The organism is Nocardioides sp. (assembly GCF_004803405.1).
GTDB lineage: Bacteria > Actinomycetota > Actinomycetes > Propionibacteriales > Nocardioidaceae > Nocardioides > Nocardioides vastitatis.
In genome coordinates, this window is the sequence record NZ_SSXI01000300.1 from 1 (window position 1) to 17,885 (window position 17,885).

At 69.5% G+C, this 17,885-nt stretch carries 15 protein-coding genes; 12 read left to right on the top strand and 3 right to left on the bottom strand.

The features are described 5' to 3' along the window. The 4 genes from E7Z54_RS23580 to E7Z54_RS20840 all read left to right on the top strand — a co-directional run. A partial coding sequence (locus E7Z54_RS23580) for a DUF6752 domain-containing protein (RefSeq protein ID WP_206056439.1) occupies window positions 1-534 on the top strand: 534 nt, incomplete at its 5' end. Further along, complete coding sequence (locus tag E7Z54_RS20830) at window positions 531-752, top strand: hypothetical protein (protein ID WP_136436655.1); 222 nt, start codon at window positions 531-533, stop codon at window positions 750-752. The genes E7Z54_RS23580 and E7Z54_RS20830, both read left to right, overlap by 4 nt. 171 nt (window positions 753-923) lie before the next feature. Further along, window positions 924-2,291 carry a hypothetical protein gene (locus E7Z54_RS20835; protein ID WP_136436656.1) on the top strand — a complete coding sequence of 456 codons (1,368 nt, stop codon included), beginning with the start codon at window positions 924-926 and terminating at the stop codon, window positions 2,289-2,291. Between the two features lie 111 nt (window positions 2,292-2,402). Continuing rightward, window positions 2,403-3,599 (top strand): acyl-CoA dehydrogenase family protein, encoded by a 1,197-nt coding sequence (locus tag E7Z54_RS20840; RefSeq protein WP_136436657.1) that lies wholly within the window; start codon window positions 2,403-2,405, stop codon window positions 3,597-3,599. Here the strand turns inward: E7Z54_RS20840 and E7Z54_RS20845 are convergent. Beyond that, window positions 3,584-5,818, bottom strand: coding sequence for a hypothetical protein (locus E7Z54_RS20845; protein ID WP_136436658.1), 2,235 nt, complete (start codon window positions 5,816-5,818; stop codon window positions 3,584-3,586). The two genes, E7Z54_RS20840 and E7Z54_RS20845, sit on opposite strands and share 16 nt — an antisense overlap. Beyond that, window positions 5,815-6,813 carry a glycosyltransferase family 2 protein gene (locus E7Z54_RS20850; protein ID WP_136436659.1) on the bottom strand — a complete coding sequence of 333 codons (999 nt, stop codon included), beginning with the start codon at window positions 6,811-6,813 and terminating at the stop codon, window positions 5,815-5,817. The genes E7Z54_RS20845 and E7Z54_RS20850 overlap by 4 nt, the downstream gene beginning before the upstream one ends. Window positions 6,814-6,865: 52 nt before the next feature. Here E7Z54_RS20850 and E7Z54_RS20855 point away from each other — a divergent pair, with 52 nt between their 5' ends. Both E7Z54_RS20855 and E7Z54_RS20860 read left to right on the top strand, forming a co-directional pair. Then, the gene (locus E7Z54_RS20855) at window positions 6,866-8,176 is read left to right on the top strand and encodes a glycosyltransferase (RefSeq protein ID WP_136436660.1); all 1,311 of its coding nucleotides are present in this window, start codon (window positions 6,866-6,868) and stop codon (window positions 8,174-8,176) included. Window positions 8,177-8,182: 6 nt separating this feature from the next. Next, window positions 8,183-9,217, top strand: coding sequence for a MaoC family dehydratase (locus E7Z54_RS20860; protein ID WP_136436661.1), 1,035 nt, complete (start codon window positions 8,183-8,185; stop codon window positions 9,215-9,217). A 13-nt stretch (window positions 9,218-9,230) separates the two neighbouring features. Here E7Z54_RS20860 and E7Z54_RS20865 read toward each other — a convergent pair whose 3' ends face one another. After that, the gene (locus tag E7Z54_RS20865) at window positions 9,231-9,764 is read right to left on the bottom strand and encodes a DUF6174 domain-containing protein (RefSeq protein WP_136436662.1); all 534 of its coding nucleotides are present in this window, start codon (window positions 9,762-9,764) and stop codon (window positions 9,231-9,233) included. A 191-nt stretch (window positions 9,765-9,955) separates the two neighbouring features. Between E7Z54_RS20865 and E7Z54_RS20870 the strand changes: the two genes are divergently transcribed. The 6 genes from E7Z54_RS20870 to E7Z54_RS20895 all read left to right on the top strand — a co-directional run. After that, the gene (locus E7Z54_RS20870; RefSeq protein WP_136436663.1) at window positions 9,956-11,434 is read left to right on the top strand and encodes an ABC transporter substrate-binding protein; all 1,479 of its coding nucleotides are present in this window, start codon (window positions 9,956-9,958) and stop codon (window positions 11,432-11,434) included. Window positions 11,435-11,528: 94 nt separating this feature from the next. Beyond that, complete coding sequence (locus E7Z54_RS20875) at window positions 11,529-12,995, top strand: ABC transporter substrate-binding protein (RefSeq protein ID WP_168798443.1); 1,467 nt, start codon at window positions 11,529-11,531, stop codon at window positions 12,993-12,995. A 3-nt stretch (window positions 12,996-12,998) separates the two neighbouring features. Further along, window positions 12,999-14,999 carry an ABC transporter permease gene (locus E7Z54_RS20880; RefSeq protein WP_240769818.1) on the top strand — a complete coding sequence of 667 codons (2,001 nt, stop codon included), beginning with the start codon at window positions 12,999-13,001 and terminating at the stop codon, window positions 14,997-14,999. Between the two features lie 2 nt (window positions 15,000-15,001). Further along, window positions 15,002-15,811 carry an ABC transporter ATP-binding protein gene (locus tag E7Z54_RS20885; protein ID WP_136436665.1) on the top strand — a complete coding sequence of 270 codons (810 nt, stop codon included), beginning with the start codon at window positions 15,002-15,004 and terminating at the stop codon, window positions 15,809-15,811. Next, the gene (locus E7Z54_RS20890; protein ID WP_136436666.1) at window positions 15,808-16,515 is read left to right on the top strand and encodes an ABC transporter ATP-binding protein; all 708 of its coding nucleotides are present in this window, start codon (window positions 15,808-15,810) and stop codon (window positions 16,513-16,515) included. The genes E7Z54_RS20885 and E7Z54_RS20890 overlap by 4 nt, the downstream gene beginning before the upstream one ends. Beyond that, window positions 16,512-17,885: hypothetical protein (locus E7Z54_RS20895; RefSeq protein ID WP_136436667.1), on the top strand; the 1,374-nt coding region annotated here is incomplete at its 3' end. The genes E7Z54_RS20890 and E7Z54_RS20895, both read left to right, overlap by 4 nt.

Here is a 17,885-nt window from a genome sequence, read left to right on the forward strand (position 1 = left end):
CGTGACACCCTCGCGCACGGCGTGGTCGCCAAGCGCACCGACGTCCCGCTCGCGATCACCGACGCGCAGTACGACGAGGCGGCGGCGCGCGCCGAGCGCTCCATCGCCACGCTCGCCGCGGCCGGTCACCCCGTCCACGGCGACCTCGAGGACCTGCGGGCGACCCGTCCCGAGGGCAGGTTCCCGGGAGACGTGACCGACGCCGAGGTGCTCGAGGCAGCGCTCCAGACCATCGTGGACCTGCTGATCCTGATGCGGGAGCGCGCAGCGACCTCCGACGAGGACGAGCCGGGCAGCACCTCCCGGGTGCGCAGGCTTGCCCGGCGCGCGACCGCGCCGTACGTCCGCCGGACCGACGACAGCCTCCGACAGCGGATCGCCGCGCTGGAGGCACAGGTCGCCGCCGACCGAGTGCTGCACCAGCGCGTCGCGGTGCTCCACGACGCGGTGACCGAGCTGCTGCTCCCAGCGGACATCCGGGACGAGGGGGTCACGGAGGCCGCCCTCCGCGCGTACCGCAGGAACTCGCTGTGAGGCTGGGTGACCTTCGCGCGAAGGTGTCGAGGGGTGCGGAGCTGACCGAGATCTCCCGGGTGCGTCGTCAACGGTCTTGGATCGACCAGCTCGAGACAGCGGTCCGTGAGAACGCGCTGTTGGCACGGGACCTCGAAGCGGTCATCGACGATATGGAGCAGGCGATCGTGCCGCTCCTCGAGCGGTCCCGTCGCGACTCCGACACTGGCAAGGGCTGACCCGCCCCGTTCCGGCACCGGCGGCGTTGAACTACACCGATGTGGTTCCGCTGGTCAGAGCGGTGCGCGTGAATTACAGATTTGTAGTTCCTTCGATGGTCTTGCCCTCGCGCCGATGTGACTGCTGTGATCCGTGTGCCCACTGTGATCAAGCCGACCTGGAGTTTTCTGATGACCGCCTCCCCGCGCGCTCCCGAGCGACGCCGCCGCCGGCCCGCAACGGCTGCCCTCGTCGTCCTCCTCGCGGGCGTGCTGTTCGGCACCCTGGCCCCCGCCGACACGGGGGTCCGGCTGGCTGCGGCGACCGACGAGTCGACAGCGGCCACGCCCACCATCCGGATCGTCCAGGCGAACATCAAGTCGGGTATGGGAGAGGCGAAGACGAAGGCCGACATCCGCGCCGTCTTCCGCCAGAAGCCGGACTTCGTGACCTACAACGAGATGACCTATCGGCCCGACAGCTGGCTGGTGCCACCCGGCTATGCCATGCACCGCACGGCCGGCCCCTACACCGGGGAGACCCCGGTGGTGTGGAACACCGCGCGGTGGAACATGGTCGACCAGGGCACGTTCCTGATCAGCAACCGGATGCGTCCGGCGGGCAGCAAGAAGAGGTTCGAGCTCGGGCTGCGCTACGCGAACTGGGTCACCGTCCAGAGCACGACCGGTCAGACGATGTCGGTGATCTCCACGCACTTCGCGCCTGAGTACGGCTACACCGAGGGCATCACGGCTCCGTCGTTCCGCCGGCTCGGCGTGCTGGTCCAGGAGCTGCGGGCCCGCGGGCCCGTGGTTGTCGGCGGTGACATGAACACCAACTACAAGAACGCCGCGGACTATCCGCGGAACACGGTGGCCAGCGTGGGCCTCACCCCGACCTACGACGTCGCCGGACAGGCCCTGCCGACCGGCATGTACCGCAACGCGACCATCGACTACGTCTTCATGGCACCGGTCACCTCCTTCACGCTGCAGCGACAGTTCGTCACCACGGTGAACTCCGACCACCGGCTGCTGACCGCGGACGTGGCCCTCGTCGGCGGCAGTGCGTCGGCGTTCGTGCCGGGCACGAAGACCAATGACCCGGCGACGCGACCCGGTGCCGTCACCAACCTGTTCATCGCGGCCCTGAACAAGGCGCCCAAGGGGGCAGCGGTGCACCTGATGACGCGTCAGCTGCGCGGCGGCAACATCCAGCGCGCGATCTTCCGGGCCAAGAGCCGAGGCGTCCACGTCCAGATCCTGACCGCGAGCCGTCGGCCCACCTGGATCGAGCGGCGGTTGGCCCGCATGCTCGGCACCAACGTGTACAAGAGGTCCTGGATCCGTCACCAGCCCCGATGGACGGCCCATCGCCTCCCCGCGGCCAGCGTCCTGGCCAGCGCCAGCGGCGGCACTCGGGCGCTTCGGATCGACGCGACCCGCGCGCTCATCCCCGAGTCGCACCGGGTCCTGACCCGCGCGCGGACGACCACCGACCGGACGTCGTACGACCTGATGTTCGTCCGCTTCTTCAGGGCAGCCGGTCGGAAGCTCTGATCGCCTCGCCGTGACCTCCCTCACGCCCGTCTCGTGCTGGCGTTCGAGGGCGGCCACCGGTGCTACTCACGGGTAGAGTTCCCTCGGTTACGGACCAGCGAAAGGGAACCGATGTCGCGCCTTTGCCAGACCGACGGACTCACCGAGGACCAGACCGAGATCCTCAAGGCCGTCCGGACCTTCGTGGACGAGCAGATCATCCCGGTCGCCCAGGAGCTCGAGCACGCCGACGAGTACCCGACCGACATCGTCGAGGGGCTCAAGGAGCTCGGTGTCTTCGGCCTGATGATCCCCGAGGAGTACGGCGGGCTCGGGGAGTCCCTGCTGACCTATGCGCTGTGCGTGGAGGAGATCGCCCGGGGCTGGATGAGCGTCTCCGGTGTGATCAACACCCACTTCATCGTGGCCTACATGCTGATGAAGCACGGCACCGACGAGCAGAAGCAGAAATACCTGCCGAGGATGGCGACCGGCGACGTCCGCGGCGCGTTCTCGATGTCCGAGCCGGGTCTCGGCTCGGACGTCTCCGCGGTGTCGACCAAGGCCGTGAAGCAGGACGACGGGTCCTACTCCATCACCGGACAGAAGATGTGGCTCACCAACGGTGGCTCGGCCAACCTGGTCGCGGTGCTGTGCAAGACCGACGAGGGCGACGACTCCGTGTACCGGAACATGACGACGTTCCTGGTCGAGAAGGAGCCGGGCTTCGGCGAGACCGCCCAGGGCGTCACCATCCCGGGCAAGATCGCGAAGATGGGCTACAAGGGCGTCGACACCACCGAGATGGTCCTGGAGGGTCACCAGATCGGGGCCGAGCAGGTCCTCGGTGGTGAGCCCGGCAAGGGCTTCTTCCAGATGATGGACGGTGTCGAGGTGGGTCGGGTCAACGTCGCCGCCCGCGCCTGCGGCATCGCGCTGCGCGCGTTCGAGCTCGGCGTCGCCTACGCCCAGCAGCGGCAGACGTTCGGCAAGCCGATCGCAGAGCACCAGGCGATCCTGTTCCGGCTCGCCGAGATGGCGACGAAGGTCGAGATCTCCCACAACATGATGGTGCGCGCCGCCCGCCTCAAGGACACCGGTCAGCGGATGGACGTCGAGGCCGGCATGGCCAAGATGCTGGCCTCGGAGTACTGCAACGAGGTCGTCGAGGACTCCTTCCGGATCCACGGCGGCTACGGCTACTCCAAGGAGTACGAGATCGAGCGCCTCTACCGAGAGGCGGCGTTCATGCTGATCGGCGAGGGCACCTCGGACATCCAGAAGATGATCATCGGCAAGGCCCTGCTGAAGGACTACAAGCTGCGCTGATCCACGGCCGGCCGGTCCTCAGCCGGCCAGTCCTCGGCCGTCGGCTCCTCGGCCGATCCGACCTCGGCGGCAGGCTCGCGCCGACGACGTCGTACGACGGCGTGGAGCCCGCCCAGCAGGAGGGCGCCGATGCCGCCCAGGGCCGCTGCTCCGCTTGCGAGCGCGGCGCCTGGGCGGTCGTACTCCACCACCAGGTCGCCATCTGCCCCCCGGGGGAGGTCGACGGTCAGCAGGCCCGCCTCGTTGTGCTCCACGTCGATCGGCTCGCCGTCGAGGGTCGCGGAGTATCCGGGCCAGGCAAGCATCGCGAAGGTGACCCGGCCGCCCTGGGGGGCCTCGACGGTGAGCTCCTCGCCGACCCCGGCGCTGCGGGCGCTGTGGACGGTGACGCCCTCCTCGGCCCAGCTCAGCCTGCTGTTCGGCCACGGCAGTTGGTCGGTGCGGACCAGCACCGTGCGTTCGCCGTGCTCGACGTTGCGCCAGTTGGCCGGCGGGGTGACGCCCACGATCTGCTGCGGCCCCGCCACGACTGTCTCCAGCTTGAGCAGATCGGCCAGGGGCGGCTGCCCCTTCTCGAGGGGACGCCACACCCGGCGGTATCCGCAGGGTCGGGTGAAACCCTCGTAGTGGAGGCAGAGCGTGCGCTCGAAGCGGCGGAAGCCCATGCCGGTGTAGCTGTTGACGGCATCGACCCCGGCGACGTCGTACATGCTTCCGGGGAGGAAGCTGTCCCAGGCGGAGCGGAGCTTCTCGTCGGGGCCGTTCTTCTGCACCGGGCGCAGGTCGGCGAACTGCATGACGCGTCCGTCGAGGTCCCCGAAGCGCTCTTGGAGGGCTGCCACGTCGGTCGGGACGTGGTAGACCCGCGCGCCCTCGTTCTCCTGGTAGATCCGGGCCTGGCCGAGCAGCACGACCCCCGTGCCCGCGATGAGGACCGCGGCCAGGAGGACGGGCGTCGCGCTCACGAACCGGTGACAGAGCAGGAGCAGAGTCGTGAGGGCGACCAGCACGGCGCAGCCGCCGAGCGTCGACGCGACCCAGGTCGGGTGCTGGGCCCAGGCCTGGAAGGACACCGCTCCGACCAGCGCTGCCGTGCCGGCCAGCCGGGCGCGCCACCGGTCGCGCTGCAGACCCTGGCCGAGCACGATCGCCAGCCCGATGCCGAGGGCGAGGTAGAAGTACTCGATCAGCCGCAGGGGCCAGCGGAAGAGCCAGAGGTTCGACGGACCGAGCGTCATCAGCAGGTAGAGCAGCGTGATCGTGGCGAGGCCGGTGAGCTCCCGGAGCCGCTCGCGCAGAACGCCGTACTTCAGCCAGGGCAGCAGCGGCAGGAGGAACCAGCAGAAGTAGGTCACCGGCACCTGGGTGACGCCTGTGATCGCCTGGATGTCGGGCACGAAGGTCGGGCTGCTGAGCCCGAGGAGGTCGCCGATCTCGGGGCGCATCTTGCCGTTGTTGCCGAACAGCGGGCCGCTGGACCTTGCGGCGAGCTCGGAGACCCGGACCAGCGGGAGGTAGACGAGCGGCAGGAAGCAGGCGACCCAGCCGCCGGTGAGGAGCAGGCGGCCGGCGCCGGCCCGGTTGCGGGTGAGGAGGCCCTCCAGGACGAGGGCGGCGCCCACGACTGCGACGGCGAGCGTGCCGTAGGGGTTGCCCTGCGTGACGCCGAGGACGCCGACCACGAACCCGAGGAACGGGTTCATGGTGCCGCGGAGAGTGCGCCGGAAGGCCCACCACACCCATGGCGTGTAGGCGAAGGCGATCAAGCCGGCCGGCCACGAGCCGGCGTCCCACCAGAGCGTGAAGCCGGCGAAGGGGAGGGACGTGGCGACGACCGCGGCCGACCACGGCGGCGCGTCGTACTCCCTCGCGAGGAGGTAGGTGCCCAGGGCCAGGGCCATCATGATCCCGATCTTGATCGCGGTTACCGCGACCAGCAGGTCGGAGGCCCCAGACGTGATCAGCCAGATCAGCGGGTTGAGCGGGTTCCAGATGCCGAAGAGCGCCTCGGCCGCGTAGTTGCCACCGGTGAACGAGTCGGGGTCGAGGACGATCGGCCAGCCGCTCTCGCGAAGCGTCCGCCCCAGCTGCCACCAGGTCGGGGCGAACTGTGCAGCTGAGTCGCCCCGCATGTAGACCTCGCGGCTTCCCAGCAACGGCAGGCAGCCGTAGAGGCCGGTCACGACGAGCACGCCGACCGGCCAGAGCAGGCGCCTCACGCCCGGTCCTCCGTGGGGCCGACGGTGAGGAACTGCTCGTGCTCGGGGCCTAGCAGCACGGTGACCGGTGTGACGAGCGGACCTTCGCTGCTCTCCTTGAGCAGGAAGTGCGGCCGCTTCTTCGTCTCGAGGTAGATCCGGCCGAGGTACTCGCCGATCACTCCGAGCAGGATCATCTGCACCCCGCCGATTCCCACGACGGTGCAGATCGTGGTGACGTAACCGGCCGCCTCGTTGCCGTTGACGATCGCGTCCGTGAGAACCCACAGCGCATAGAGGAACGCCACGAGTGAGATGAAGGCGCCGAAGTAGATCGCCAGCCGCAACGGGCGGCTGTTGAACGAGAGCACCCCGTCGATGCCGTAGTTCACCAGGCTCCGCATGCTCCACTTGGTCTCGCCGCCCGCGCGGGCCACGTTCTCGTAGGCGACCACGGCGGTGTCGAAGCCGATCCAGGAGAACAGTCCCTTGGAGAAGCGGTTGTACTCGCCCACAGCCAGCAGCGCTCGTACCGCCTTGCGGCTGAGCACGCGGAAGTCGCCCTCGCCGTCCTCGAGCCGCACCTCGACCAGGCGGTTGAAGAGCTTGTAGTAGAGGCGCGAGACGAAGGTCCGAAACGGCGCGTCGCCGGTCCGGGTACGACGCGCGACGACCTGGTCCTTGCCCTCGTCCAGCAGCGGCAGCATCTCGGCCAGCAGTTCCGGGGGGTGCTGCAGGTCGGCGTCCATGATCGCGATCGCGTCGCCGCGCGCCTGGCTCAGGCCGGCGAGCATCGCCGACTCTTTGCCGAAGTTCCGGCTCAGGGCGAGATAGCGGAAACGGGCGTCGTCGGCGTGGATCTCGCGCAGGACCTCGAGCGTGCGGTCGCTGCTGCCGTCATCGACGAGCAGCACCTCGAACTCCTCGACCATGCCGGGCAGGAGCTCCTGGAGGCGGGCGACGAGCGATCCGATGACCGTCTCCTCGTTGAAGCACGGAACGACGATCGACAGCATCGGTTTCCTCGTGTCCGCCACGGCCTGCACACTACCGGCATAGAGTCACGCCGTGACTGGGGGCGCGATGCTTATCCGTGTGCGTGCCGCGGCCGGCCGGTTGGCACGTCGCGTCGGTGGGGGACAGGGTCCTGAGCGCCGCTTCCCGGCGCGGCCGCGGATGGTCTTCCTCATCCTCGCCGTCCACGGTCGCAGCGGTGTGGCCCGGGCGACGCTCAACGTCGCGAGCGCGCTCGCCGAGACGCACGACGTCGAGATCATCAGCGTGTACTCGGGTCGGGCTCGCCCGTTCGAGGTGGATCCCCGCATCGCCGTCCGCTACCTGGTCCCGGTCCCCTTCCGCCGACTGTCGACGCTCAGCCCCGCACTGGCGAGGAAGGCCGCCCAGCCCAGCAGGCTGCTCGGGGACCGCCTCTACTCGGCCCTCACCGACGAGGCGTTGAGCCGCGAGCTCGGCCGCCTCGGAAGCGGCGACGTGGTCGTCTCCACCCGGCCCGCGCTCCACCAGGTCACGGCGCGGATCGCGCCCGAGCAGGTGGTCCGGGTCGGCTGGGACCACTTCAACTACCCCGGTCGCCAGCGTCCCCGGGGCGGGGGGACCGGTATCCGACGCGCGATGCCCGGCCTCGACGCATTCATCGTGCTCACCGAGGCCGACCGGCACGACTACCGCATGGACCATCCCGATGCCCGCATCGAGGTGATCCGCAACGCCGTGCTCTGGCCGATCCGGACCGAGCGACCCGAGCGCGACAGCCGCACCGTCGTCGCAGCCGGCCGGCTCGCGCCGGTCAAGGGGTTCGACCGCCTGGTCGACGCCTGGTCGATGGTCGAGGCCGACTTCCCGGACTGGCGGTGCCGGATCTACGGAACCGGGCCGCTCCGCGCCGGGCTGGAGGAGCAGGTCCGGAGCAAGTCCACGACGCTCGAGCTCGCCGGGTACTCCAGCGACATGATGGCGGATCTGGGGCGCGCGGAGCTGTTCGTGATGTCCTCGCGCTTCGAGGGCCTCCCCATGACCCTGATCGAGGCGCTGACCCAGGGCACCCCCGTGGTGAGCTTCGACTGTCCTCGTGGTCCGGGAGAGATCGTCGACGAGGGCAACGGCAGGCTGGTGCCCGACGGGGACGTCCCGGCACTGGCGGCGGCGCTGGCCGAGCTGATGGCGGACAGGGAGCTGCGAACCCGGCTCGGTGTCCAAGCGTTGAAGGACTCCCGGAAGTACGCCATCGACCAGGTTGCCGCACGGTGGGCCGCGCTCGCAGACGACCTGGCCGGGAACCCCGAACGGGTCGCGGCGACCGTCGCGGCGAGGCACGCGCGGGGTCGTGCGCGGGCGGCGCAGGGCAGTGCAGCAGAATGACCGCCCATGAGCAAGACCAATCCGGGCAACTTCTTCGAGGACTTCAAGGTCGGCCAGCTGATCGAGCACGCGACGCCGCGCACGGTCACCGAGGGTGATCGAGCCGTCTACGGCTCGCTGTACCCGACGCGGTTCGCGATCCCGTCGTCGGCCCAGTTCGCGGGGTCGGTCGGATTGTCCCCCCACCCGGTGGAGGAGCTCGTGGCCTTCCACATCGCGTTCGGAAAGACCGTCCCGGACATCTCGTTGAACGCGGTCGCCAATCTCGGTTACGCCGAGTGCCGCTTCCACCATCCGGTGACGCCCGGCGACACGCTCACCACCAGGTCGGAGGTGATCGGGCTCAAGCAGAACTCCAACGGCAAGAGCGGCGTGGTCTACGTGCGCTCGACTGCGACCAACCAGCGTGGCGAGACCACGATCGACTGGGCCCGCTGGGTGATGGTGCACAAGCGGGACCCCGACGCTCCCGCCCCGGAGACGGTCGTGCCGAAGCTCGCGGCGTTCGTCGCTCCCGGCGACCTCGTTGTGCCGCCCGGCCTCGACTTCACGCGTTACCAGTACGGCGCCGCCGGCGAGCCGCACCGGTTCGACGACTACGAGATCGGTGAGAAGATCGACCATGTCGACGGGGTCACGCTCACCGACGCCGAGCACCAGCAGGCCACCCGTCTATGGCAGAACACCGCGAAGGTGCACTTCAACATCGAGTCCCGCCCCGACGGCAACCGTCTCGTCTACGGCGGCCATGTCATCTCCATGGCCCGGGCGCTGTCGTTCAACGGGCTGGCGAACGCGCAGCTGATCGCGGCGATCAACGCCGGCGCTCACACCGCGCCCGCCTTCGCCGGGGACACGATCTATGCGTGGTCCGAGGTGCTGGACAAGGCGGAGACCCCGGTCCCCAGCGTCGGTGCGCTGCGGCTCCGGCTGGTTGCCACCAAGGGACGGGACGAGTCGATGACTCTCAAGGGCGAAGACGGCAAGTACGCCGGCGGCGTGCTGCTCGACCTGGATCTCTGGGCGTTCGTCCCCCGCTGAGCGGCGGGCCCGCTCAGCGCACCCGCACGGCCTTGATCGTGTAGGTCACCTCGTCGTCGACGGCGTTCGCCAGTCGGTCGACCTCGACCACCGAGGGATGGGCCTGCCCGTCGGGCCAGGTGACCTCGACCTCGTCGACTGCCGGGTCGTTGGCGACCGCGATGATGTCGTTGATGGTGAGCCGGGCGAAGTCGGGCGCCGGGGTGCCCTTCTTCACGCCGGGACCGCCGGCACTCGTGGCGGCGGTGACCTCCCCGTCCTCCACCTCGATCCGCACCGCACCGACCTGCGGGCAGAAGCAGAGCACTTCGAGTCGGTACACGTAGTCCTCCGGCCCGAACTCCGGGTAGCGGCCGTCGTCGGCCGCGGTGCTGCTCGTCGTGCCCGGGGTCGGGGCGGCACTGGCCGTGGAGCTGCTCGTCGACTGGTCCTCTGCGCGTCCTCCGCCGTCGCCCCCGCAGCCGGTCAGCGCCAGCAACAGGCCGGCGGCCAGGGGTGCGAGGGCGGTGCCCTGGAGACGGGCACGACCTGTGGGGCGGGTGCGCATGGGACTCATGATGCCTGTGACGGGACAGCCCGCGCTGCGGTTCCTTCTCGTGCCGTGCCGGTGGACCGAGCTTGAAGAAAACTGGAACATGTTCCATTCTTGCCGTGACCTGCATCACAGGGTGTCGTTTGAGGTTCAGGGGTTCCCCCAGCGGGACCCACTTCCTCGTGTGTCCCCCATGGAGAGGCCCGATGAACGTGAAGCGTGCACGCCGGACGATCGGCGCCGTGGCGGTGATCCTCGCCCTCACCGCCTGCGGGTCCCGGCTCGAGCCCGAAACGGTCGCCGAGGCGAATGGCGGACTCGCCGGCGGGCAGGCAGGCGCCCCCGGGGATCCCCTTGCGAGCGGAGGCGCTGCCGGCGAGCCCGGAGCCGTCGGCGGGGAGGTGCCGGGAGCCGCCGGCGGTGCCGACCCCCGGTCCGCGGGAGGCGGCACCGGTGGCAGCACGGGCGGTAGCACCGGCGGGGCCACCGGCAATGGCGGGTCGACCGGTGGGGGCTCGGCAACGGGGGGCGTCAAGGCCGGCTCCTGCGCCGGCTTCAAGAACCAGACCGGCATCACCGACAAGACGATCACCATCGCCAACATCGCCGACATCTCCGGTCCGGTGCCCGGCATCTTCGAAGCGTCGCAACAGGCCGCTCGTGCGTACGTCGAGTACTTCAACTCCCAGGGGACCATCTGCGGGCGCAAGCTCTCGCTGGTCAACCTGGACAGCCGCGCAGACGCCGGCGCGGACCAGTCGGCGACGGTGAAGGCGTGCGACCAGGCGTTCGCGGGCGTGGGCTCGATGGGTGCGTTCGACTCCGGCGGCGCCGGTCCTGCGGAGTCCTGCGGCCTCCCGGACATCCGGGCCGCGATGACGACGCCGGAGCGGGCCGACTGCGCGACCTGCTTCGGCGTGTACTCGGTGCGGACCAACCTGGTCGCGGACTCCGGGCCCAAGTGGCTGAAGTCGAGGTTCCCCGACGCCACCAAGAGCGTCGCCATGCTCTACATCAACGGCGGTGCCGCCACGATCAACGCGAAGAGCCAGTCGGCCGCCTGGGCGAAGATGGGCTGGGGCATGAAGTACGTCCAGGGCATCGACGTCGCCGAGTTCAACTTCGCTCCCTACGTCCAGCAGCTCAAGGACAAGGGCATCAAGATGGTCGTCTACCTCGGGCCCTACCAGAACACCGTGAAGCTGCAGCAGGCCATGCAGCAGCAGGGATACAAGCCCGACGTGTTCATGCAGGACCCGACGATCTACGACCAGCGCTATGTCCAGCAGGCCGGGAGCCTGGCCGAGGGCGTCTACGTGTACTCGACGACCGATCTCTTCGAGAACAAGGCGAACCAGGAGATGCAGCTCTACCTGTCGTGGCTGCAGCAGGTGAAGCCGGGGGCGATCCCGAACTTCTACGGGCTGTTCGCCTGGTCCGCGGCTCGCCTGTTCGTGGAGAAGGCCGTCGCCCTGGGCGGGAAGCTCAGTCGCAGGACGATGGTCGCTGAGCTGCGGAAGGTCAACAACTGGACGGGCAACGGCATCCACACTGCGATGCGCGTGGGCACGGCCGAGACGCCGCCGTGCCAGATGATCATCCAGTACAAGGGCGGCAGGTGGCAGAAGGCTTCGCCCGGCGCCTGGCTGTGCGGCGGGATCGTCAACTCGGGTGTCGGAGGCTGATCCGCGTGCGCCGTGACCCCGGTCACAGACCGTCGTTCACTCTGATAGAGGTCTCGTCGAGTTTCGACCTCCTCTGCTCCACCGGAGAGGTGACATGTCCGTGGTTCGTTCCCGACGGTTTCTGGGTGCGGCGCTGATGGTGATGGCTCTCACCGCGTGCGGCTCGCAGCTCGATCCCTCGGAGGTTGCGCGGATCAACGGCACGGTCGGGCCCGACGATCAGGCCGGGGCGCCCGGCGCTCCCGTGAGCGACCCCGGCGCGGTCGACCCCGGATCCTCCGGAGGCGGCGCTCCGGGTGTGGCCGGAGGCGCGGAGCCCGGAGGTGCCACACCCGGGTCCACCGGTGGCGGCCCGGGAGGCAGCGCCGGCGGATCGACCGGCGAGGGTTCCGCGACGGGGGGCGTGAAGGCTGGTTCATGCGCAGGCTTCACGAACCAGAAGGGGATCACCGACAAAACCATCACGCTCGCGAACGTCGCGGACATCTCCGGACCTGTTCCCGGTATCTTCGAATCCGCTCAGCAGGCCACCAGGGCCTACGTGGAGTACTTCAACTCGCAGGGCACCGTCTGTGGTCGCAAGCTGGAGGTCTCCAACCTCGACAGCCGGGCCGACGCCGGTGCCGATCAGCAGGCCTACGTGAAGGCCTGCGACACCGCTTTCGCCGCGGTCGGATCGATGTCCGCCTTCGACTCGGGCGGTGCCGGCACGGCCGACACGTGTGGGATCCCGGACATCCGGTCGGTCATCGTGAGCCCGGAGCGGCAGGCCTGCCGGTCGTGTGTGGCGGCGTACGCCATTCGCACCAACCTGATCCCGGACCCGGCCGCCAAGTGGTTCATGCAGAAGCACCCCGCCGGCGCCAAGAACGCGGCGGTCCTCTACGTCAACGCCGGCGCGGCCCCGGTGAACGCGAAGAGCCTGGCCGCGGGCTACGAGAAGAGCGCCGGGTGGAACGTGAAGTATCTCCAGGGCATCGACGTCGCCGAGTTCAACTTCGCCCCGTACGTCCAGCAGATGAAGGAGAAGGGCGTCCGGTCGGTCGTCTACTACGGGCCGTACCAGAACACGGTGAAGCTGCAGCAGGCCATGCAGCAGCAGGGCTTCAAACCTGACTTCTATCTCCAGGACCCCACCATCTACGACCGGCGCTACGTCGAGCAGGCCGGCTCCGTCGCCGAAAGCAGCTACGTCTTCTCTCCCAACGACCTGTTCGAGAACAAGGCCAACGCGGAGGTCCAGCTCTACCTCTCGTGGCTCCAGCAGGTGAAACCCGGCGCCGTCCCGAACTACTTCGGGCTGTTCGCCTGGTCGGCCGCCCGGCTCTTCGTCGAGAAGGCGATCGCTCTCGGTGGCCGGCTCACCCGGTCGGCGTTGGTCGCGGCCCTCAAGAGGACCACGAGCTGGACCGGCAACGGCGTCCACACTGCGATGAACATCGCCACCAGCAACACCCCGCCCTGCCTGAAGGTCATCCAGTTCAGGAGTGGGTCGTGGTCGCAGGTGTCGCCGGGCAACTACATGTGCGGCCGGGTCGTCAACACAGGAATCGGAGGCTGACCCGTGGGCTCCTTGTTCGCGTTCACGCTGCTGGGCCTGTTCACGGGTGCGGCGTACGCCATCATGGCGAGTGGCCTGGTGCTGACATACACCACCACGCGGGTGTTCAACATCGCGCACGGCGCCTTCGGGATGGTGCTGGCGTACACCTTCTGGGACTTCACTCAGCGGCAGGGGCTGCCGACACTGCTGTCGCTCCTTCTCGTGCTGGGCGTGGTGGCGCCGGCCATCGGCTGGTTCGTCCAGCGGTTCGTGACCCGCGGCCTGGGTGAGGGCCCGGTCTCGGTCGCACTGGTGGTGACGGTCGGGCTGCTGGTGGGTCTGATCGGGCTGGCGCAGCAGATCTGGCCACCGGAGCCGCGGGTGCTGCTGCCGTTCTACCCGGAGACGGGCTGGCAGATGGGTGACACGTACATCACCGCACACCATCTGATCACGATCCTCTGCTCGATCGTGGTCGCCGGCGGACTCTACGTGCTGCTGAACCGGACCCGGATCGGGACGGCGATGAGGGCCTCGGTGGACAACCCCGAGCTGCTGAAGCTGTTCGGCGGCAAACCCGACACCGTGGCGGCATTGTCGTGGGCGGTCGGCATGTCGCTCGCCGCGCTCGGTGGCATCCTCCTGACCCCTGTGGTCAACCTCGACTACTACGCGCTGACCCTGCTGGTCATCAACGCCTACGCCGCGGCGATGCTGGGCCGGCTGAAGAGCCTGCCGCTGACGTTCGCAGGCGCGATGACGCTGGGCATCCTGGAGTCCTGGGCGGTCGCGTACCTCCCGACGGACGGGTTCTGGTCGACGGTCCGGCCGGTGATCCCGGCGCTGTTCCTGTTCGCGATCGTGGTCGCCATGCCGCAGGCGCAGCTGCGGATCGGCCAGGTCAAGGGCATCGTCGCCGCTCCGGTGCCAGGCCTGGGCAAGTCGGTCGGCTGGGGCGCGGCGTTGCTCCTCTTCGCACTGCTGGTCATCAACGTCGCGGCGCCGAACCAGGTGCTCCTGATCGGCACCGCGGCGACGTACGCGATGGTGATGCTGTCGCTGGTGCTGCTGACCGGGTACGGCGGCCACGTCTCGCTGGCGCAGTTCACCTTCGCCGGGGTGGGCGCGCTGGCCTACGCCAAGCTGGACGAGCCCAATCTGCTCGGGCTGGCCCTGTCCGCACTGATCGCAGCCGGGGTGGGCGCGCTGGTGGCGTTGCCGGTGCTGCGCCTGACCGGCCTCTACCTGGCGCTGTCGACGATGGCGTTCGCCGTGCTGATGGACAAGATGATCTTCCAGGCAGAGTTCGCCTTCAAGTTCAACGGCACCCTGCAGACCGAGCGACTGTCCGTCCTGGGGTTCCAGATCGCCGAGGACACCTCCTACGTCTGGTTCATGGTGCTGGCGTTCGTGCTGCTGGCGCTGCTGGTCCTGGTGCTGCGCCGGGGCGCGCTCGGTCGGCTTCTGATCGCAATGCGCGACAGTCCCTCCGCCTGCGGCACCCTCGGGCTCGACATGCGCTGGTTCCGGGTGGGGCTGTTCGCGCTCTCGGCCGGTATCGCCGGGCTGGCCGGTGGCCTCTTCGCCGGGCTGCGCGGCAGCGTCGGCGCTGCGGACTTCCTCTACTTCCAGTCGTTGCTGGTGCTGCTGCTGGCGGTGGTCTTCGGTGTCACCTCGGTGACCGGCGCGCTGCTCGGCGGAACCGCGCTGATGCTGCTGCCGGAGTGGCAGGCCTCGGCTCCGGAGCTGGCGGGCCTGCTGTTCGCGATCCTCGGGTTCGGAGCGGTCCTGCTGGGTCGGGACCCCAACGGCCTGGCCAACCACATGTTCAAGGGCAGTCGGTGGGGATGGGCACGTCTTGCACCGAGCTTCGACGAGAAGCTCGGAGCGCTGCTCCCGCGCGGCATCAGGCGGCCCCGGGCCGGTCTGGACGAGAACGACCGGTACGACGAGGACAAGCTGGTGCCGATCGCCGATCCGGCCGATGTGGAGACCACGATGGTGATCAAGGGGGTGCGGTGATCATGGCGCTGCTCGACGTGGACGACGTGGTGGTGAGGTTCGGCGGCGTCACGGCGGTCAACGAGGCGTCCTTCACCGCGGACTCGGGCCTGATCACGGGCCTCATCGGCCCCAACGGTGCGGGCAAGACGACCTGCTTCAACGTGATCACGGGGCTGCAGAAGCCGACCCGCGGGAAGGTCACCTACCGCGGCCGGAACATCAACCACTGGCCCGTCCACAAACGGGCCGGCCACGGCATCGGTCGCACCTTCCAGCGGCTCGAGGCGTTCGGGTCGCTCACCGTGCGTGACAACGTCCGGGTCGCTCATGACATCCACGGCGGGGTGCTGTCCTGGTTGCGCCCATCAGCCGCGAACGTCGATGCCCTGCTGGACCGGGTCGGGATCGCGGAGTACGCAGGCGAGCGCGCCGACTCGATCCCCACCGGCACGGCCCGGCTGCTGGAGCTCGCACGCTGCCTGGCCAGCGACCCGAAGCTGCTGCTCCTGGACGAGCCGTCCTCGGGGCTGGACGAGGCGGAGACCGACGCGTTCGGCGAACTGCTCAAGGACCTGGCCGGCGAGGGCTGCGCGGTCCTGATGGTCGAGCACGACATGGACCTCGTGATGAGCGTGTGCGACGAGATCCACGTCCTCGACTTCGGCCAAATCATCGCCTCGGGCCAGCCGGCCGGGGTCCGCGCCGACCCCCGGGTGCAGCGCGCCTACCTGGGCTACTCCGAGACCGACGGCGACACGGCCGTCATCGAGCCGGTGACCGGTCAGGTGGCCGCCACCGGAGGTCAGCACAGGGCGGAGGTGCCCTCATGAGCGTCCCGATCCTCGAGGTCGTCGACCTGCACGCCGCCTACGGACGGATCGAGGTGCTGCGCGGAGTCGACCTAGCCGTCCCGAAGGGTGCGGTGATGGCGCTGCTCGGACCCAACGGTGCCGGCAAGTCGACGCTGGTGAAGGTGATCAGCGGCCAGAAGGAGCAGACGTCCGGTGACATCCACCTCGCCGGGGTGAACGTCAGACACCGGCGCTCCGACGAGCTCGCGCGGGTCGGACTGTGCACGATCCCGGAGGGTCGCTCGGTGTTCCCGAACCTGACGGTGCAGGAGAACCTCACGCTGATGTCGTACGCCGGGGTGCCGACCCCGGCGATCCTGGACACGGCCTTCGGCTACTTCCCGCGGCTGCACGAGCGGCGCCACCAGCTGGCCGGCACTCTGTCCGGCGGCGAGCAGCAGATGCTCGCGATGTCCCGGGCCCTGGCGTCCGACCCGGCGCTGCTGCTCCTCGACGAGCTGTCGATGGGGCTGGCGCCGCTCATCGTGGACGAGCTCTACGACACCGTCGCCCGGATCGCGCAGTCAGGGGTCTCCATCCTCTGCATCGAGCAGTTCGCCCGCACCGCGCTGCGGGTCTCCGACTACGCCGCGGTGATGAGCGGCGGTCGCATCGTGGCATCCGGTGAACCGGGAGAGATCCTCGACACCATGGCCGACGTCATCCTTGGAGGAGCCGCATGAACATCCGAGTCAGCACGGCAGGTCCCTTCCAGCGAGCGTCCTCGATCCGGCTCGCGTACCGCACCAAGGTGCTGGTGGCAGCTGGCGTCGTGGCCACGATGGTGCCGGTCGCCGGCGGGTCCGCCGAGGCAGCGCCGCGGCGTGCCGCGGAGTACGGCGGGTTCGCCGCCTCCGCCTGGGCGGCGCCGTTGCGGATCGAGGTGTACGAGCCCAGCATTCCCATCCCGACGACGCCGCAGCTGGAGTTCGAGATGGCCTACAGCAAGGTCGAGGCGGACTCCGGCTCCTCGAGCGGTCGGGGCTCCTGGTTCTGGCCCGGCGACCCGGTCGGTGAGGGGCTGCGGACCTTCGGGGAGGCACTGGGACTGCCGGCGGACAACCCGCTGACTGGCAAGGGCTACCCGGCCCAGGTCAACTCGCAGTATCCCGGTGACCCGGCGGCGCAGAAGGACGAGCCCGCGCCCGGCATGGTCATGCGCACCACCTCCGGTGACAAGACCGCGCTGGCGGAGGTCGGGTTCTCACCCGACGGAAGCGTGCAGGGCCCTGACGCCGACGAGGCACCCAAGAAGGACGGCGGCGGTGGCGCCCCCGACCCGCTGGGCGGCGTCCAGGGTGTGCTGGAGGGTGCACTCCCGAGTGCCCCGTCGCGGGCGTCGGCCACCCCCTCGGCGCCCGGCCTGCCGGCGCCGTTGGCGGCACTGGTCGACATGGACGGCTACGTCTCGGTCAGTCGCATGAGCGCCGAGAAGAGCCCGGTCCGCGGCTCGGCCCGCTCCGAGCTCGGCGAGGTCCGGCTGCTGGGTGGGATGATCACGATGGGCGGCCTGGAGACCGTCGCCCGCGCGAGCACCGACGGTGCCAAGGGCGTCGCCACCGGCAAGGCCGCCTGGGGCAAGATGATGCTGGCCGACCAGCAGTTCGAGATCGGCCCCGGCGGCATCACGTCGGCCGGCAAGGCCACGCCCATCCCGGGCCTGAGCGACGACCCGGCCAAGGCATTCGAGCAGCTCGGCATCAAGATCGAGATCCCCAAGCCCACCCGCAAGGTCGAGGGCGACCAGGCCACCAGCCTCTACGAGGGCCTGCGGATCACCATCGACACCAAGGTCCTGGCGCCTGCGCTCTCGGCGATCCCAGCCGCCCAGCTCGCGGCGCTGGTCTCGCCGGACGCCGGACCCATGAAGGGTCTCGTGGCCGGACTCTCCACCCTGGCACCCAGGATCGTGGTCACTCTCGGCGTCGCCTCGGCGACGGTCGACACGGTCCCGCCGATCGACTTCGCCGCGCCGCCTCCGCCGGCCGCACCCGGTGATGACGCCGCCCCGGCCGCCCCCGGCACCGGTGAGGTCGGCGGTGCCGCCGGCGGT

Excerpts from the sequence above, each read along its gene's own strand:
- E7Z54_RS20835 (WP_136436656.1), top strand. The coding sequence starts at position 924 with ATGACCGCCTCCCCGCGCGCTCCCGAGCGACGCCGCCGCCGGCCCGCA.
- E7Z54_RS20840 (WP_136436657.1), top strand. The coding sequence starts at position 2,403 with ATGTCGCGCCTTTGCCAGACCGACGGACTCACCGAGGACCAGACCGAG.
- E7Z54_RS20850 (WP_136436659.1), bottom strand. The coding sequence starts at position 6,813 with ATGCTGTCGATCGTCGTTCCGTGCTTCAACGAGGAGACGGTCATCGGA.
- E7Z54_RS20860 (WP_136436661.1), top strand. The coding sequence starts at position 8,183 with ATGAGCAAGACCAATCCGGGCAACTTCTTCGAGGACTTCAAGGTCGGC.
- E7Z54_RS20865 (WP_136436662.1), bottom strand. The coding sequence starts at position 9,764 with ATGCGCACCCGCCCCACAGGTCGTGCCCGTCTCCAGGGCACCGCCCTC.
- E7Z54_RS20870 (WP_136436663.1), top strand. The coding sequence starts at position 9,956 with ATGAACGTGAAGCGTGCACGCCGGACGATCGGCGCCGTGGCGGTGATC.
- E7Z54_RS20875 (WP_168798443.1), top strand. The coding sequence starts at position 11,529 with ATGTCCGTGGTTCGTTCCCGACGGTTTCTGGGTGCGGCGCTGATGGTG.
- E7Z54_RS20885 (WP_136436665.1), top strand. The coding sequence starts at position 15,002 with ATGGCGCTGCTCGACGTGGACGACGTGGTGGTGAGGTTCGGCGGCGTC.
- E7Z54_RS20890 (WP_136436666.1), top strand. The coding sequence starts at position 15,808 with ATGAGCGTCCCGATCCTCGAGGTCGTCGACCTGCACGCCGCCTACGGA.